Genomic DNA, 17,219 nt, shown 5'->3' with positions numbered 1-17,219 from the left:
CGCACGATGAGTGACTTCGCAAAAATCCGCGCTGCGGTGATCGGGTCCGGCTTCATAGGAACAGTGCACGTTCAGGCGCTTCGGCGTCTGGGCGTGGACGTAAGAGGTGTTCTTGGGTCATCGCCAGAGCGCGGAAGGGAACGAGCGCGGGCAATGAGCGTAGCCCGGGCTTATGACTCTCTGGAGGATCTGTTGGCGGATGAAAACATCGATATAGTGCACGTAACGACCCCTAACCACGCACACTATCCGCAAGTGAAATCGATCCTAGCTGCGGGCAAACACGTCATCTGCGAGAAACCACTTGCCATGACGTCCGTAGAAAGCGCCGAGATGGTCGACCTAGCCAAGGCTTCTGGCAAGGTTGCAGCGGTTTGTTACAACATTCGCTTTTATCCGCTGAACCAACAAGCCCACGGCATGGTAATGGCCGGGGATCTGGGTGATATCCGTTTTGTTACCGGGCACTACCATCAGGACTGGCTTGCCAAGCCCAACGACTGGAACTGGCGGTTGGAAAGCGAAATGGGTGGTGTGTTGCGTTCGGTCGGTGACATTGGAACGCACTGGGTTGACCTGACGAGCTTTGTCACTGGCATGAAAGCGGCATCGGTCATGGCGGAACTGGCTACTTTTATCCCGGAACGCCAGAAACCTCTCGGCTCGGTTGAGACGTTTGCCAGCGGAACCGGCGAAACCGAAAATGTGCATATCGATACCGATGATGCTGCTATGATCCTAATCCGTTACGAAAACGGAGCACGCGGCGTGATGAGCACATCCCAAGTGAATATGGGGCGAAAGAACTCATTGCAATGGGACATCGCCGGAGCAAATGCCAGTGCGGCTTGGGACAGTGAAACTCCTGATCATCTGTTCATTGGGCATCGTGACGCGCCCAACCAGACCCTGATGCGTGACTTCACCTTGATGAACGGTCCGGGGATCGCAGCCGCCACCTTGCCGCCCGGGCATGTCGAAGGGTTCGCAGATTCATTCTTCAACTTTTTCCGGGCGGTCTATGCCGACGTCATCGCAGGCGGGCGGCAACAAGGCAGCACATGGGCGACATTTGAGGACGGCCACTACGAGATGCAGTTCTGCGAAGCCGTCGTCAAGTCGGCGAGTGAGAGCCGCTGGGTCGATTTGAGCGAGATTTGAGGGCGATGACATGAAACTGGGCTTACTGACTGCACCATTCGAAAACTCTCAATTGACTGAGGTGGCGGCCTGGGCCGGTTCCAATGGGTTTTCGGCGATGGAGGTCGCCTGCTGGCCATCGTCAGGTGGCGAACAACGGCGCTATGCGGGAACCAGCCACATCAACGTAGATGGCCTTTCCGCGGATCAGGGCAATGAAATTGTCGGGCAACTCGGCGATCAGGGGATCGAGATTTCGGGTCTGGGGTACTATCCCAACCCGCTCCACGCCGATGAAGAGCATCGGGTTGAAGTTATTGGACATCTTAACAAAGTAATCACCGCCGCCGGTGTTATGGGCATCAAAGTTGTCAACACATTCGTCGGCGGAGATCGCACTCTGCATCTAGACGCGAACTGGGAGCGTGCCACCGAAATTTTCGATCCGATCGTGAGGCATGCACAAAACTCTGGTGTGCGTCTGTGCTTTGAGAACTGCCCGATGATCTTCAGCTATGACGAATGGCCCGGGGGTCACAACATTGCTTACTCGCCAAGAATCTGGCGGCGGATTTTTGAAGAATGGGGCGATGCGGTTGGCATGAACTTCGATCCTTCACATCTGATCTGGCAGTTCATCGATCAGACACGGTTCATCAAGGAGTTCGGTCCTCACATGGCTCATGTCCATGCCAAAGACGTGATGGTTGATGAGGACGGGCTTTATGAGAACGGTGTGATGTCTACCGGCATGGGATGGCAAATCCCACGGCTATGCGGGCTGGGCGATGTGGACTGGTCCGGTTTCTTTTCCGGCCTGTACCGCGCCGGATACGACGGTCCGATCATTATCGAACATGAAGACAGATTGTTCGAAGGGACTGACGAAAAGGTCAAGCGGGGTTTTCTGCTGGCCCGGGATGTCCTGTCACCCTTCATCAAGTGAAGAAATTATCAAATTTGAAATGACTAAAACTGGGAGGAAACTAAAATGAAGAACCTACTTTATGGTGTTGCTGCTCTTGCAGTTTCAGCGTCTCTTTCAACTGTGGCGTTGGCTGACGGGCACAAGCAATACACAATCGGAGTGTCCAACACCGTTCAAGGTAATGGTTGGCGCGAACAGATGATCTGCGCCATGCGTGCGCAAGCTCTGGTCGAAGCCGATGTGACGAACCTGATCGTTGCGCATCGCAACACCGATTCAGCCGGGCAACTGGAAGACATCAACAACCTCATCGAAGCGGGTGTAGACGCCATCGTGCTGAACCCATCCAACCCCGATGCTTTAAACTCGGCACTGGAAAAGGCGATATCTCAGGACATCGTAGTTGTTGCCGTGGATGCCGGCGTTTCGGCTGAAGGCGCCTACATTCTTTCGAACAATCAAGAAGAATACGCCTATCTTGGCGCCAAGTGGTTGTTTGAACAGCTTGGTGGCAAAGGTGACGTTGTCTATATGCGTGGCATTGCTGGGGTTTCGGCGGATACTGACCGCGACAACGGCTTTAAACGCGCGTTGGCAGAACACCCCGATGTCAATGTGGTCCACGAGGTTTTCACCGGCTGGCAGCAAGATCAGGGCAAGCAACAGATCTTTGATTACCTGGCCACCGGCATCCCGTTTGACGGTGTCTGGACCAGCGGCATCGACAATGTAATCGTCGACGCTTTCACTGAATCCGGGGCACCTTTGGTTCCGATCGTTGGCGCAGACAACGCAGGATTTGTTCAATATCTGACCGAGGTTGAGGGATTGAACGGCGCGGCAGTGACAAATCCTGGCTCAGTCGGCGGCGCAGGCATTGCTTTGGCTGTCGACATTCTGAACGGCAAGGCACCTGAGAACAAAACCGTTCTTGTAGATCCTGTGCTTTGGGAGAATGCGACGGACGCAGGCCGTGAAACGATCACAGCGGCTCAGAATCCTAACCTTGACCCGGAGTGGCCCGTATCAGTGACCGTTCCCGGCTGGACCGATTACACGATGGAACAAATCATCGACTGTAAGGGACCCGGCGAGGGCTGATCCGAATTGACTGGCCTTCCGCCTTTAGCTGGGCGGAAGGCAAATCCAACCCACTCGGCATTCAAGGGCATCCATGAGCAGCACACCACTTCTCTACGCGTCTGACGTGGCTAAAAGTTTTGGCGCCGTACGGGCGTTGACCAATGCGCACCTCACGGTTGCCGAAGGCGAGATCGTCGCCTTGATGGGCGCAAATGGCGCTGGCAAGTCCACTTTCGTCAAGATCATTACCGGTGCCCTTAAACCCGACGCTGGTCAGGTATTGATCAGAGGCAAACAAGCGTTTGTCGGAAGCCCCGCCGAGGCGCGCCGTTCCGGTTTGGTGCCGGTTTATCAAGAACCCTCACTCATTCCTGATCTCGACGTATCCGACAATCTTCGGCTGACAGACACACCTGTCGATCAGTTTCAAAACTGGGTTACAGAACTTGGCATCGAAGGCCTGAAACTATCGGCAATGATTGGCGACCTGCCACTTGCTACGCTGCGCATCCTCGATCTGGCACGCGCGCTGGCAGTTGAACCAGATGTCCTCTTGCTGGACGAAATGACCGCGGCGCTGCCGACGGATCTGGTTGAACGCGTATTGAAGACCGTAAGGCGCAAAGCAAATGACGGGATGGGTGTGATCTATGTTTCTCACCGTTTCACCGAGATTTCGGAACTGTGCGATCGGGCCACTGTGTTGCGGGATGGCATGTCTGTCGGAGATCTCGACATTGAACCCGGCGTAGAAGAACGCGTGGTCGAATTGATGCTGGGTCAGAAGATTGACATTGGAACACGTCAGATCCTTCGAGCAAATGAACCACAGACTAAGACACCGCGCCTAGGCATTAAGTCACTGGCTTTTGAGCCCAGTTTCTCGGATGTTTCGTTCGACTTATTCCCCGGCGAGGTCCTAGGGGTGGTCGCGCTTGAAGGTCAGGGGCAAGATGAACTGTTTGAGGTTCTGGCGGGCTTTGATCGCCCATCTTCAGGATCGATGGAAGTTGATGGAATGCCCGTAAACTTCGCCCACCCCGCCGACGCCATTGCCGTCGGGATAACTTTCGTTCCGGGCGATCGTTCAGACGCTCTGCTGGCGCAAAGGTCAGTTAAAGAAAACATCGCTCTGCCATTTTCAGCCCGGCTCAAGAACTGGGGACCAATAAAATTGCGGCATGAGCGCGATCGGGTCGCTTACGCGGTCGAGAAGCTGCAGATCGACACACGCGCGCAGGGCGAGGTGCAAAGGCTTTCAGGTGGCAACCAACAGAAAGTCACCATTGGTCGCTGGCTCGCGACAGGTGTCGAAACCCTGCTTCTATTCGATCCGACCCGTGGCATCGATGTGCGCACAAAACGCCAGATTTACCCGCTTGTCCGTGAGTTGGCAGATCAAGGAGCGGCGGTTCTATTCTACACGTCCGAGTTGGAAGAAATCCCACTTGCCTGTGACCGCGCGGTCGTAATCTTCAACGGTCGCGTGGTTGATGTGATTGATGCCGCTGACGCGGATGAACAAACACTGATGCGTGCTGCCTATGGCCTGACTGAGACGGAGGGCGCGGCGTGAGCGTGGCCATCCGAAAACACGCATGGGTCATGGGGTTAGCGATTCTTCTCATGGTCCTTTTGACCATCACAAAATTGATACAACCAACTTTCGGTGCGTCAGGACTGGAGAGTATTGCCCGCGCCGCCCTGCCCTTTGCTTTCGCAACCGCCGGTATGGCCATCGTCGTAATCGTCGGCGGTATCGACCTGTCTGTTGCGTCTATGATGGCTGTCTGTGCTGTGACTGCAGCCGTTCTGATGGAGCGCATGGCCGGTGTACCGGCCTTGTTTATCGTGTTGGGGGTCGGGTTATTGATGGGGTTGATCAATGGTCTTTTGATCGTTGTAACGCGCGTGCCCGATATCGTTGTGACACTCGCCATGCTGTTTGTGTGGGAAGGCGTCGCGCTGTTGATCCTTGAGACACCGGGCGGCGCGACTGCAGATTGGCTGGAACAGGCAATACGCGGTCACTTTCTATTCGCCGGGCTGCCCAAGGCACTGCTTGTCATTGCCTTGGGCATCGCTGTTGTCTGGATGCCAATCCGGCGCTCCAAACTCGGACTATCGATCTACGCCACCGGATCAGACGAGCTTGCCGCCTTCCGCTCTGGCGTTTCAGTGGGAAGAACAAAGATAACGGCCTATGCGCTATGCGGGCTGTTTTGCGCCATGGGCGGTCTAAGCCTCGCTGCGCTGACCGGGATTGGAGAGCCGGTTCCGGGGCCATATCTTATGGCCTCGGTCGCGGCCGTAGTACTTGGCGGCGTCGTACTGGGCGGAGGCAAAGGCAGTCTGCTTGGGCCGATCATCGCGGTGTTCATTTTGCGGATCATTCGAACGATCCTGACATTGCTGGCCGTCGATCCAAACGTGACCACAATTATCGAAGGCACAATTATGGTTCTCGTCGTTATGCTGGGCACGGCGGCTTCACTAAAAGGAGCCCGCCGATGAGCATGGACACCATAGATCCACCGATGGTCCGCTTTGGCCGTTATCTGCGCGACAACCCGATCATCCCGCTATTGGTCTTCCTTGTCCTGATGATCGCTGTGCTGGAAGTATTGCGGCCAGGTATCGTTACCCCGGTCCGAGCAGGTCGGGATGGGCTGATTTCAACCTTTTGGGTTGGCAACCTGATCAAGTTCGCAATTCCATTGGCGATGCTTGCGGCTTGTCAGGTGCTGACAATGCTAACCGCAGGAATTGATCTCTCGGTCGGGGTAGTTGCCACCGTGTCAGCCTTCGTTTGCGCAACACTTAGTGCGATTTGGGGCGTGACACCTGCAGTATTGATCGCGCTGTCAGCTGGCCTAGTTGTGGGCGTTGTAAATGGCATCGGTGTGGGATTGGTCCGGGTCCATCCATTGATCATGACACTGGGATCGGGGTTAATCGCCACCGGATGTCTGCAGGTCTATCAACGCCTCGTTATCAATGCTGGCACCGAAATCCCCGCCTTCCTTGCCTGGCTCGGAACCGGCCGCACCGCTGGAATGCCGAATGGCCTTTTTGTATTCATCCCGTTTGCGCTCTTTATCCTGTGGCTTATGCGCTATACAGGATTTGGTCGGCTGCTGTTCGCCCTAGGCTCCAATGAGCAGGCCGCTAAGCTGTCCGGGGTCCGAGCATGGCAGGTCTATCTGGGGCTCTACGTGCTTTCAAGTTTGATCGCTGCGCTGGCTGGCTTGCTCTATCTCGGCATGATCCGTCAAACTTCGCTGAGCCTTGCCAACCCCTTATTGTTACCCTCTGTCGCTGCGGCGGTGATTGGCGGCACATCAATCTTCGGAGGTCGTGGCAGTTTCGCAGGTGCGATTGTGGGCGCACTTATTCTACGTGTGCTGGATACTATGCTAACATTGATGCAAATGCCGGAAGGTGCGCGCACGGCCCTGTTTGGGCTGATCATTCTTGCAGTTACCGCACTCTACGTCAGGATCACCGGCACGCGCTAAAGGGAGTTTCCAATGGCCAAATTCCGGATCGTCGGCATCAGTTTCGATCACATGCATATGGGTGACTTGCTTCGGATGGTGCACGATCACCCTGACGCTGAAATCGCCGGTATATTCGATCCTGATTGGGACAAGATGAAGGCAGCGGCAACGGCATTCAGCGTTCCCGAAGATCGGATCTTTACCGACTTCGACACATGCATGGCTGCGGGACCCTACGACATGGCAATTCTTTGTGTGGCAACGGCTCAGCATGCGGAATATACCGAACGTCTGGCCTCTTACGACCTGCATGTTTTTGTCGAAAAGCCCTTTGCCGCATCTTCTGATGATGCGCGCCGCATGATGGCTGCAATGGATAGGACCGACAAGCAGTTGATCATCAACTGGCCATTACGATGGGTCGAAAGCCACGTCACGGCCAAACGGTTGATTGATGAGGGGATGATCGGCAACCTGCGCGAAGTGCATTTCTACGACGGAAATCGCGGCCCCCTATACCATCTGGCCGACAAGGTCGAAGTCACCCCGGACGAGGTTGAGCGTCAGAAACCGAACTCATGGTGGTATAAGCGGGCATCGGGCGGTGGGTCGCTGTTGGATTACCTTGGCTACGGCGCGACGCTTGGAACCTGGTATTTAGGGGGAAAGGAGCCGATCGAGGTGACATGCACAGTCGATGAGACGCCGGGGATTGAGGTCGATCAACACGCCATTGCCGTTTGCCGTTATGAAACGGGGCTCTCAAAAATGGAAACGCGCTGGGGCACCTTCACCGACCCGTGGACAACGCAACCTCAACCAACTTGCGGATTCGTCTTTGTGGGCACAGACGGCACCATTTCATCGCCCGATTATGCCGATCACATAACGGTTCAAACCCGTACACGACCTGACCGGCACGAGATACCAGTGACTCCGCTACCGTTAGGTGAACGAAATGCGATTGAGTACGTCCTTGACTGCATATCCAGAGAAATCCCGGTCAAAGGGCCACTGGATCCAGCACTTTGCCTGACAGCGCAACGGATCGTCGATACGGCGCTCCGCTCGGCATATGAAAAACGAACACTTCGGCTACTCGCATGACCTCAGACAGTGCCAATACAGACCAGTACGCACTAAAATCTGCGCATCGGCACGAAATCGATGCGCCGGATCTGCAGTATCTTCCACCAATGCCTCGACGCTATGAACCCCGGATCGGGGTTATTGGTACGGGTGGGATTTCTGCAAGCCATCTTGATGCCTACCGAACAGCAGGCTGGGACGTCGCTGCAATCTGGAACCGTACGCGCGCGAAGGCTGAAGAGAAAGCTGCTGTTTACTGCCCGTCTGCCCGCATCGAAAATGACTGGGAGGCGCTTCTTGCCGATAGCGAGATCGACGTTGTCGATGTCACGCTGCACCCTGAACATCGCGTGCCAATCATCAGAGCTGCCCTGCAAGCAGGCAAACACGTGCTCAGCCAGAAGCCTTTTGTTACCGACCTCGATCTGGGTAATGACCTTGTGAAGCTGGCAGATGATCAGGGCGTTAAACTAGCGGTAAACCAGAACGGTCGTTGGGCCCCGCACCTGTCCTGGATGCGTGAGGCGGTTTCAGCCGGATTGATCGGTGATGTTCTGTCGGCCCATATCTCAATTCACTGGGATCACAGCTGGACTGCAGGTACCCCGTTTGACGAAATCGACCAGCTGATACTTTACGACTTTGGAATTCACTGGTTCGACTTTCTTGCGTCTCTTGTCGGAGATAGAGCAGAAAGCGTCTTTGCAACTGCTACATCTGCACGCGGCCAGGCCAACAAAGTGCCTCTGATGTCGCAGGCTCTGGTTCGTTTGGACCAAGGCCAAGCAAGCCTGGTTTTTGACGGGGGCGTTCCCTATGGGCCTCGCGATACAACATACGTTGCAGGTACGACCGGTAGCCTGACATCAGTTGGACCGGATCTGTCGACGCAATCTGTGACACTTGAGACAGCGCATGGCATTGCGCGGCCTGCACTCGAAGGACAATGGTTCAACGACGGGTTTCGTGGCGCCATGGGGGAGCTTCTTTGTTCAATTGAAGACGACCGAGAGCCCTCAACATCTGCAAGAACCAACCTAAAATCATTGGCCATCGTTCTCGCCGCGGTTGCTTCGTCTAAACGCAAAAGGGAGGTCGAGATAGGAAGCATTAGGCTCAGGACACATAGCGAATAGATTACCAAAGCGGCGAGAACGATTGCTGAAAGGAAGAGTTTGGGACACCTGTCGAACCGCGTCGCCACACGTCGCCAGTCCTTCAATCTGCCAAACATGATCTCAATCCGATTGCGGCGTTTGTAGCGGCGCTTGTCGTATCGGACAGTTGTCTTGCGCTGTTTGCGGCTTGGGATGCACGCGCGTATCCCTTTGTCTTTCAACGCTTCTCTAAACCAATCGGCATCATATCCGCGCTCACCCAGCAACCATTCGACATTTGGCGGGCTGCTGACCAATGCCCTCGCGCTAATGTAGTTGCTGACCTAACCGGCAGTGACAAACAGATTCCAGGGGCTTCATTCGCCATTGTGCTTGAACCAAAAGCGCAAAAGGGCTCATCTGTCACAAACCGCATGCAACTTTGTGTTCATGCTGGCCTTGGTGCGCCCGATCAGACATGTGCACCGCTCATTTGAGCGCGATGAATCACGCAGCCAAACGGAAATCAATGGGCCTAAATTGTTGTTGTCGCGTGACGTCTTCCACTGAAGCAGAATATACTCCAGCATAGTCCGCGCAGTCTCCAGACCGGTTGCTGAGCAAAAGATTGGTGATGTCCTGAGCCGCGTTCTGAGCATGAGCTTGAACGGCAGTAAATCCTGTAAGAAGCGCGCTGAATGTCAAAACACTCACTCGCATGGTTCGATCTCCTGGGGTTTTCAGAAATCCAAAAATATGTTGCTCGATGGGAGTTGATGTCAGTCATCCTATCCTCAAAACGCGACGCGGTCCCCTCCTTTCAAGTCCAGGATTTCTCTCGCTTCATCGGGAGTTGCGACCTGACTGCCTTTCTCTCACCGAAGATTCAGGCCGCGATTCTCGACGGCACCCGGCCGCCCGAACTCACACTCAAGCGTCTGGTCAGCGTTACCCACGCACTTGATTGGGCCGAACAGGAATGTCGTTCGACTTTTGACACCTCAAGAACCGGCCTCCCAGATACAGGGTTCGCCCTCCTTGATCTGTGGGAACAATTCCCTACTCCACCTTTTTGGGAATTTGCAGCATAGATCTCTGAAAAACATACATTTCTGAGAGGAGAAACTCTGGATTCCAGACCCATCTCACGAAAATTCCCTGTAAGTTGCCGGGTATCAGGGAAATCCCTCCCAAAGCGACCCCGCCAAAATGCGCCACTGAGACTGAGGCCTGAATTGCGTTCTGAGTGTACGGTTTGCTCCATCTCTGATTGAAAGCGCATGCGCCAACTCGCGGGAATTGCAGCGCAATTCCGGATCAGAAAACACAACTGAAGTGAGACAGGTATGAGTGGCGGGGAGACAGGGATTCGAACCCTGGGGACGCTCTCACGCCCAACGGTTTTCAAGACCGCCGCATTCGACCACTCTGCCACCTCCCCGCGTGGGGCCGGGTCTAAGGCTATCTTTAAACGGTGGCAAGACCAAATAGGGAAATCTTGCCGAAGCCTGTGCAGCAGACTTTCCATGGCCGAACGTGCAGGCTATGCTTTGCGTGAAAGACCGTGACAGGCTGGCAGTTCAGAACCAGCGATCGGCGGCGGGGTACGATGAAAGAGGCCCCTTACAGGCAAGGGATTGCAAATATGGATCGAGCGACCACGACACGCGCAAAACCGCGGGCACTGGCGGTTCTGGTAATAACAGTTGCGGCTCTGTCAGGGTGCGACGAGGCCCTGACATCGGGTGGAACATCCACCGAGCAGGCGGACGAAAGCGTGCAGGACGACGGCAAATTAGAGCTGTTTCCCAAAACGACAGGGAACGCGCGTGATGATGTTGAAGCTCCTGATGTCTTCAAGGTCACCGAAGCCGGTTTGTGGGATGGGCGCCCCTCGTTGGGCGGAATCTGGGTCGCGCACCCGGACGTTACACAGCCTGAACGTGTTCGGATAACGAATACAAAGAACAACAAATCCGTAACCGGCGCACTTTTCCGCCGCGAACGCAACTTGCCGGGCCCTGCGCTGCAACTGTCTTCGACTGCCGCCGCGAAACTGGGTATCCTCGCAGGCGCACCGACTCGGGTTGAAGTAGTTGCCCTGCGGCGCAAGCCTGCCGAGAAAGTAGAAGAAAAAGCTCCTGAGCCCGAAGAGGTCGCTGAACCCGAAGAGACCCCAACGGCTGAGGCGGTTGAACCTCAGGACAAGAAAACCGATAGCCAGACCACAGCAGATGTGTCCGAAGACGTTGATAAACCAGCCAAGCGTAAATGGTGGCAAAAGAAGGCTCCAGTTGCTGCAGCTGGTGCTGCGACAGCTTCAGCCGTGGCTGAAACCGCAGAAAAGACCGATGAGGTGGCAACAGAGATTATCGAGGCGGCGCCTGAGCCAGCACCAACCGCAAATCTGACCGATCCCACTGTCGCGCCGCCAACCGAGGCTGCACCGAAGCGGAAATGGTGGCAAAAGAAGCCTGCCGACGAAATCACCGAAACACCTCTGGACCCGATTGAGGGCGCTGCAGCGGCCATCGAAGAGGCCGCCCCTACCCCGGCAGCAACCGCAGCCAGCACTGAGGCAACCTCCGTTTCATCGCTTTCAAAACCGTTTATTCAGGTGGGCACCTTCACAGTTGAAGAAAATGCCGAAGGTGCTGCCGAGAAAATTCGGCGAAACGGGTTGCCTGCGAAAGTTCAAAAACTCGAAGCCAATGGCAAAACTGTTTGGAGGGTGATCGTTGGTCCTGCTTTGACGCGGGCGGAACGAAACGCAATGCAAAGCGACGTCAAAGATCTGGGCTTTTCTGACGCCTATACCGTGAAGAATTAAGCAAAAGGAGGTCCCCCTCGTGCTGTCCTCATTTCGATCATCTGTACTGACCCTCGGTTTGGCTATGTTTGCCCTGCCCGCACAAGCTTTCGATACGCAAGCCCGTGCTGCCTATGTCATGGACCAAACGACAGGAACCGTTCTTTTGTCCAAAGACGCAGACCAGCCGTTGCCGCCCGCGTCCATGTCCAAACTCATGACCCTGTTTGTAGCATTCGAAGCGCTGCGGGACGGTCGCCTGGAACTGAATGAGGAACTTCCGGTTTCCGAACATGCGACCAGCTATAAGGGCTCAAGTATGTTCCTGAACACGCAGGACCGTGTCCGGGTCGAAGACCTGCTGCGCGGGATCATAGTCCTGTCAGGAAATGACGCATGTGTTGTTATCGCCGAAGCCCTTAGCCCGGACGGAACCGAAGCTGGGTTTGCCCGGTTCATGACCCAACGCGCGCAACAGCTGGGCATGAATAATTCGAACTTTGCGAATTCGAACGGATGGCCAGCCGCAGGCCACATGATGTCTGTGCATGACCTCGCCATTCTGGCCGACCATCTGATTAGCGACTTTCCCGAATATTACCCTCTGTTCGCCGAGGAAGAGTTCGAATTCGACAACCGGGTGCCGTCAAATTCGCGTAACCGGAATCCCTTACTGAAACTTGGGATTGGTGCGGATGGGCTAAAGACTGGCCACACGCAAGAAGCGGGCTATGGCCTTGTAGGATCGGCACAGCAGGGGGATCGCAGGGTCATTTTCGTTTTGTCGGGGCTCGACAGCGTCGCCCGCCGCGCAGAGGAGGCTGAGGCCGTCGTTAACTGGTCGTTTCGCAATTTTGTCGAGAGGCAGCTTGCCGAAGCAGAAAAACCGATAGGACAAGCCGATATCTGGATGGGCACTTCGAAAACGGTTGATCTTGTCCCGCAAGAGGATTTGACACTGCTGCTGCCTGTTCTCGGGGATAAGAATGTTGAGGCAGAAATCGTCTATGACGGTCCGCTTGAGGCCCCCATCGCCAAAGGACAGGAAATCGCTGAGCTTGTCATCAAACCCGATGGCCTGCCCGAGATCCGCCGACCTCTGGTCGCAGCGGAAAGCGTCGAAAAGGGCGGTTTCTTCGTGCGGATCATGACGGTCGGCGGCATTGTTGCAAAAGATGTCATCGGTAACCCGTTGGGCGCGATGTGACGGCGGGCGGGTTGTTTCTGACCTTCGAAGGCATTGACGGATCGGGCAAATCCTCTCAAGCGCGCATGCTGGCCGAGCATTTGCGCGGCCTCGGGCATGATGTCGTACTGACACGTGAACCTGGCGGCTCAGCCGGGGCCGAAGAAATCCGCAGGCTGGTTCTTGAGGGCGATCCCGACCGCTGGTCCGCCGAGACGGAAATCCTGCTGTTCACTGCTGCGCGGCGCGACCATCTGGAACGCACCATTGAACCCGCTTTGACTGCGGGCAAGATCGTCATCTGCGACCGTTTCGCCGATAGCACCCGCATGTATCAGGGCCTATCTCGCGGCGACCTGCGGGGATTGGTCGATCAGTTGCATAAGCTGATGATCAAACGTGAACCGGATCTGACCGTGTTGATCGACATGGATCCTGAAACCGGCCTCTCTCGGGCCAAGGGTCGGCAGGGCACCGAAGAACGGTTCGAGGATTTCGGCATTCACCTGCAACAGAAGATGCGGGCCGGTTTTCTGGCATTGGCAGATGAGTTCTCCGACCGGTTTCGCGTGATCGACGGCGACAGGGACATGGACAGCGTTGCCCGGGATGTGACAGATATCGTCATGCAAGCCTTGTGACGGACGATTGATGAGCGACGACACCCCGATCCCGGATCAGGCACCCGGTGCCCTCCATCCGCGCGAAACACCGCAACTGTTTGGGCAGGCCGAGGCCGAGCAGGCCTTTCTTGACGCCTATACTTCTGATCGTCTGCACCACGGCTGGCTGCTGACCGGCCCCCGAGGTGTGGGTAAGGCAACGCTGGCCTGGCGGATCGCGCGGTTTCTGCTGGCAACCCCGCCGGTCGAAGAGGACGGACTGTTTGGCGCGCCACCTCCCCCTAAAACGCTTGAGATTCCACCAGATCACCCGGTTGTTCATCGAATTCTGGCTGGTGCCGAGCCTGGCCTGGCCGCCATCAAACGATCCGTGAACGATCAGGGCAGGTTGCGAAATGAAATCGTTGTGGACGACATTCGCAAACTTGGGAAGTTCTTCGGCCTGTCCTCGGCCGATGGGGGCCGCCGTGTCGTCATCGTAGATTCTGCGGATGAAATGAACATCAGCGCCGCCAACGCATTGCTGAAAATGCTCGAAGAACCGCCTGCGCGGACAACGCTGCTGTTGATATCGCATCAACCGTCCCGCCTTTTGCCCACGATCCGATCCCGGTGCCGTACCTTGCGCCTTTCGCCGCTGAACGCGGAAGATATGAACGCCGCACTGACCCAGACCGGGGTTGAGCTGACTGGAAACCCCGACCATCTGGCCGCTCTGGCCAGCGGGTCCGTTGGGGACGCCGTCCGCCTGATAAATCTGAGCGGACTCGAAATATATGCCGAGCTCATCGCGATCCTGAGCACCCTGCCCCGGCTGGACAGACAACGCGCTCTGGCTCTGGCCGAGGCTGCCGCACAGCGCGGAGCAGCCGAACGGTTCGAGTTGCTGTTGACGCTGATCGACATTGCCTTGTCACGTCTTGCTGTGACCGGTGCGACTGGTGCTCCGCCATCGCCAGAGGCCGCGCCAAACGAAGGTGATATCCTGTCCCGTTTGTCCAGATCGCCGGAGCAGGCACGCCTTTGGGCGGAAACCGCAGCCCAGATCACCGCCCGCGCCCGCCACGGGCAGGTGGTGAACCTTGACCCTGCCGCTCTGGTCCTAGATACGGTGTTCAAGATACAGGAAACCGCCGGTCAGAACAGATGAGCGACACCCCCCAAATCACCGACAGCCATTGCCATCTGGACTTCCCCGATTTTGAAGGACAGTTGGACCTGATCGTCGCAAATGCGGCCGAATCCGGTGTGACCCGGATGGTGACGATCTGCACCAGGTTGAGGAACGAACCCACTGTGCGCGCCATAGCTGAGGCTCACGCGCCGGTATTCTACGCGGCAGGCACGCACCCGATGAGTGCAGCCGATGAACCGATGGCAACTGTGGACGAGCTGGTGGCACTGTCACAGCACCCCAAGTTTGTTGGTATCGGTGAAACCGGGCTGGATTATCACTATACCGCCGACAGTGCGCAGGTTCAGCAGCAATCCCTGCGCGTTCATATCGAGGCCGCTCAGCGTACCGGACTGCCTTTGATCATTCATGCGCGCGCGGCGGACGAAGACATGGCCCGCATTCTGGCCGAAGAATACGGCAATGCCCCCTATTCATGTGTGATGCATTGTTTTTCGTCTTCGGCCGAACTGGCACAGTCCGCCCTGGATCTTGGGTTTTACCTGTCCATGTCGGGCATCGCCGCTTTTCCCAAAAGCCAGGAATTGCGCGATATTTTCGCAAATGCGCCAGTAGACCGCATCCTGGTTGAAACCGACGCGCCCTATCTGGCGCCGCCCCCGTTTCGCGGCAAACGGAATGAACCGGCCTATACCGCCCACACCGCCCGCAAAGGCGCCGAGGTCTTTGGCATGGGCTATGCCGATTTCGCGGCGCAGACCCAGGCCAATTTCGAAAGACTCTTCACCAAGGTCGCCTCTTACAAGGCGGCGGCATGACCACGCTGCGCTGCACCATTTTGGGCTGCGGCTCGTCAGGTGGAGTGCCACGTCTTGGCGGTCACTGGGGCGACTGCGACCCCGAAAACCCCAGGAACATCCGCCGCCGCTGCTCGATGCTGGTCGAACGTGACGGGCCCGAAGGCACCACCTCTGTTCTGATCGACACAACCCCGGATATGCGCAGCCAGCTGCTGGACACCGGCACCGGGCGGTTGGACGGGGTGGTCTATACCCATTCCCATGCCGACCACGTCCACGGCATTGACGACTTGCGCATGATTGTCTTCAACATGCGCGAACGGGTGCCGGTCTGGGCTGATGGCGACACCCAGAATGATCTTTTGGGCCGATTTGGCTATGCCTTCATCCAACCCGAAAACTCACCCTACCCGCCGATCCTCAACCTCAAGACAATCGACGGCCCGTTCGAGATCACTGGCCCCGGAGGCCCTATCCCGTTTCACCCCTTCAAGGTGAACCACGGATCAATCGACGCGCTTGGTTTCAAAATGGGCAATCTGGCCTACCTGCCGGACGTGGCAGAGATATATGACGATGCCTGGACCACATTAGAGGGTCTGGACTGTCTGGTGATCGACGCGCTGCGCCGGTCCCCGCACCCGACCCATGCGCATCTGGAAAAGACCCTTGGCTGGATCGACCTGTTGCAACCAAAAACCGCGGTTCTGACCAACATGCATATCGATCTTGACTATGCCACGGTCGACGCAGAAACCGCAGACAACATCACCCCTGCTTATGACGGCATGGTGATACATCAGGCTCTGTAGAGCCCTGGCCGAGATCATGCAGATATCCTTTCCCGCGCGAATAACTGTTGCGGAACGCTGACATGCTGCAAAATCTCATTGAAGTCATCCTTCCAGTTTTTCTTGTTATTGGAGCCGGTTACGTCTCCACTCTTCTTGGATACTTCAAGGAAAACCACATTGATGGCCTGATGAAGTTCACTCAGGGTTTTGCAATCCCCTGCCTTCTGTTTCTTGCGATTTCACATCTCGACCTCAGTGTCAGTTTTGATCCCAAGCTGTTGATCAGCTTTTACTCTGCTGCTGCGCTTTGCTTTTGTGCCGGCCTGTTCGGCGCGCGACTGATCTTCAACCGCGAATGGGAAGATTGCGTCGCAATCGGTTTTTGCTGCCTGTTCTCCAATTCCGTCCTGCTGGGATTGCCGATTACTGAACGGGCTTATGGCCCTGAAAGCCTTACGGGCAATTATGCCGTCATCGCCTTTCACTCGCCGTTTTGTTACGGCCTAGGCATCACGGTAATGGAGGTGATCCGGAACCGAGGCCACGGAGGATCGCGAATGGTTCGCTCGGTCCTGACCGCGATGTTTCGCAACGCTCTGATTGTCGGGATCTCACTGGGTTTCATCGTAAATCTGTCCGGGCTCGGCGTGCCAGCCGTTGTGGATGATGCCCTTGGCCTGGTGACCCGCGCGGCCCTTCCCGGCGCGCTGTTCGCGCTTGGGGGCGTTCTGGTTAAATACAGACCCGAAGGTGACCTAAGGGCGATCGCCTTTGTCTGCGGCGTTTCTCTGCTGCTGCACCCGAGCCTTTTCTGGCTTTTCGGATCCACCCTTGGACTGCCACAGGATCTATTCCGGTCCGGAGTGATGACAGCCGCCATGGCCCCTGGTTTCAACGCCTATATCTTTGCAAACATCTATGGCCGCGCCAAACGGGTTGCTGCATCCTCTGTTCTGTTGGGGACGGCAGTATCTATCCTGAGCGTCTGGTTTTGGCTGACCCTATTGGGCTGACGGTACGGCTGGCGGATTGACT

16 protein-coding genes, 1 tRNA gene and 1 pseudogene are annotated in these 17,219 nt (G+C 56.2%); 16 read left to right on the top strand and 2 right to left on the bottom strand.

Features of this window, described 5'->3' with window-relative positions:
* Positions 1-6 precede the first annotated feature (6 nt).
* From AC2FIC_RS01925 to AC2FIC_RS01890, 8 genes are all read left to right on the top strand, one after another.
* Complete coding sequence (locus tag AC2FIC_RS01925) at positions 7-1,161, top strand: Gfo/Idh/MocA family protein (RefSeq protein ID WP_496690819.1); 1,155 nt, start codon at positions 7-9, stop codon at positions 1,159-1,161.
* Positions 1,162-1,171: 10 nt separating this feature from the next.
* Positions 1,172-2,086: a sugar phosphate isomerase/epimerase family protein gene (locus AC2FIC_RS01920; protein ID WP_496690820.1), complete on the top strand. Its 915-nt coding sequence runs from the start codon at positions 1,172-1,174 to the stop codon at positions 2,084-2,086.
* A 45-nt stretch (positions 2,087-2,131) separates the two neighbouring features.
* Positions 2,132-3,169, top strand: coding sequence for an ABC transporter substrate-binding protein (locus AC2FIC_RS01915; protein ID WP_496690821.1), 1,038 nt, complete (start codon positions 2,132-2,134; stop codon positions 3,167-3,169).
* Between the two features lie 73 nt (positions 3,170-3,242).
* Positions 3,243-4,727, top strand: a complete 1,485-nt coding sequence (locus AC2FIC_RS01910; protein ID WP_496690822.1) for a sugar ABC transporter ATP-binding protein — start codon at positions 3,243-3,245, stop codon at positions 4,725-4,727.
* A gap of 74 nt (positions 4,728-4,801) precedes the next feature.
* The gene (locus tag AC2FIC_RS01905; RefSeq protein WP_496690823.1) at positions 4,802-5,665 is read left to right on the top strand and encodes an ABC transporter permease; all 864 of its coding nucleotides are present in this window, start codon (positions 4,802-4,804) and stop codon (positions 5,663-5,665) included.
* Complete coding sequence (locus AC2FIC_RS01900) at positions 5,662-6,669, top strand: ABC transporter permease (RefSeq protein WP_496690824.1); 1,008 nt, start codon at positions 5,662-5,664, stop codon at positions 6,667-6,669. The genes AC2FIC_RS01905 and AC2FIC_RS01900 overlap by 4 nt, the downstream gene beginning before the upstream one ends.
* Before the next feature lie 12 nt (positions 6,670-6,681).
* The gene (locus AC2FIC_RS01895; protein WP_496690825.1) at positions 6,682-7,758 is read left to right on the top strand and encodes a Gfo/Idh/MocA family protein; all 1,077 of its coding nucleotides are present in this window, start codon (positions 6,682-6,684) and stop codon (positions 7,756-7,758) included.
* An 89-nt stretch (positions 7,759-7,847) separates the two neighbouring features.
* The gene (locus AC2FIC_RS01890) at positions 7,848-8,876 is read left to right on the top strand and encodes a Gfo/Idh/MocA family protein (protein ID WP_496870008.1); all 1,029 of its coding nucleotides are present in this window, start codon (positions 7,848-7,850) and stop codon (positions 8,874-8,876) included.
* On the opposite strand, the pseudogene AC2FIC_RS01885 reads toward AC2FIC_RS01890, so the two are convergent.
* Positions 8,867-9,313: pseudogene (locus AC2FIC_RS01885) on the bottom strand (transposase); the annotation flags it as partial. The gene AC2FIC_RS01890 and the pseudogene AC2FIC_RS01885 overlap by 10 nt on opposite strands.
* A gap of 222 nt (positions 9,314-9,535) precedes the next feature.
* Here AC2FIC_RS01885 and AC2FIC_RS01880 point away from each other — a divergent pair.
* A complete protein-coding gene (locus AC2FIC_RS01880) occupies positions 9,536-9,928 on the top strand; it encodes a hypothetical protein (RefSeq protein ID WP_496690827.1) in 393 nt (130 codons plus the stop codon).
* A gap of 260 nt (positions 9,929-10,188) precedes the next feature.
* Here the strand turns inward: AC2FIC_RS01880 and AC2FIC_RS01875 are convergent.
* A tRNA-Ser gene (locus AC2FIC_RS01875) sits at positions 10,189-10,278 on the bottom strand.
* A gap of 204 nt (positions 10,279-10,482) precedes the next feature.
* On the opposite strand from AC2FIC_RS01875, the gene AC2FIC_RS01870 reads away from it, so the two are divergent.
* The 7 genes from AC2FIC_RS01870 (at position 10,483) to AC2FIC_RS01840 (ending at position 17,197) form a co-directional block, all read left to right on the top strand.
* Entirely contained in the window at positions 10,483-11,667 is a 1,185-nt protein-coding gene (locus AC2FIC_RS01870) for an SPOR domain-containing protein (protein ID WP_496690828.1), read from the top strand.
* A 64-nt stretch (positions 11,668-11,731) separates the two neighbouring features.
* A complete protein-coding gene (locus tag AC2FIC_RS01865; protein ID WP_281994856.1) occupies positions 11,732-12,853 on the top strand; it encodes a D-alanyl-D-alanine carboxypeptidase family protein in 1,122 nt (373 codons plus the stop codon).
* Positions 12,850-13,473 carry a dTMP kinase gene (gene tmk, locus AC2FIC_RS01860; RefSeq protein ID WP_496677443.1) on the top strand — a complete coding sequence of 208 codons (624 nt, stop codon included), beginning with the start codon at positions 12,850-12,852 and terminating at the stop codon, positions 13,471-13,473. The genes AC2FIC_RS01865 and tmk overlap by 4 nt, the downstream gene beginning before the upstream one ends.
* A gap of 10 nt (positions 13,474-13,483) precedes the next feature.
* Complete coding sequence (locus AC2FIC_RS01855; RefSeq protein WP_496690830.1) at positions 13,484-14,605, top strand: DNA polymerase III subunit delta'; 1,122 nt, start codon at positions 13,484-13,486, stop codon at positions 14,603-14,605.
* Positions 14,602-15,408, top strand: coding sequence for a TatD family hydrolase (locus AC2FIC_RS01850; RefSeq protein WP_281994858.1), 807 nt, complete (start codon positions 14,602-14,604; stop codon positions 15,406-15,408). Before AC2FIC_RS01855 ends, AC2FIC_RS01850 begins: the two co-directional genes overlap by 4 nt.
* Positions 15,405-16,202 (top strand): MBL fold metallo-hydrolase, encoded by a 798-nt coding sequence (locus AC2FIC_RS01845; protein WP_271950144.1) that lies wholly within the window; start codon positions 15,405-15,407, stop codon positions 16,200-16,202. The genes AC2FIC_RS01850 and AC2FIC_RS01845 overlap by 4 nt, the downstream gene beginning before the upstream one ends.
* Before the next feature lie 62 nt (positions 16,203-16,264).
* Entirely contained in the window at positions 16,265-17,197 is a 933-nt protein-coding gene (locus tag AC2FIC_RS01840; RefSeq protein ID WP_142634838.1) for an AEC family transporter, read from the top strand.
* The last annotated feature ends 22 nt before the right edge of the window (positions 17,198-17,219 follow it).

This window comes from Ruegeria sp. CDSC079 (assembly GCF_059610505.1).
The sequence above is the reverse complement of the archived record's forward strand: the minus strand, read 5'-3'. Positions and strand labels throughout refer to the sequence as shown.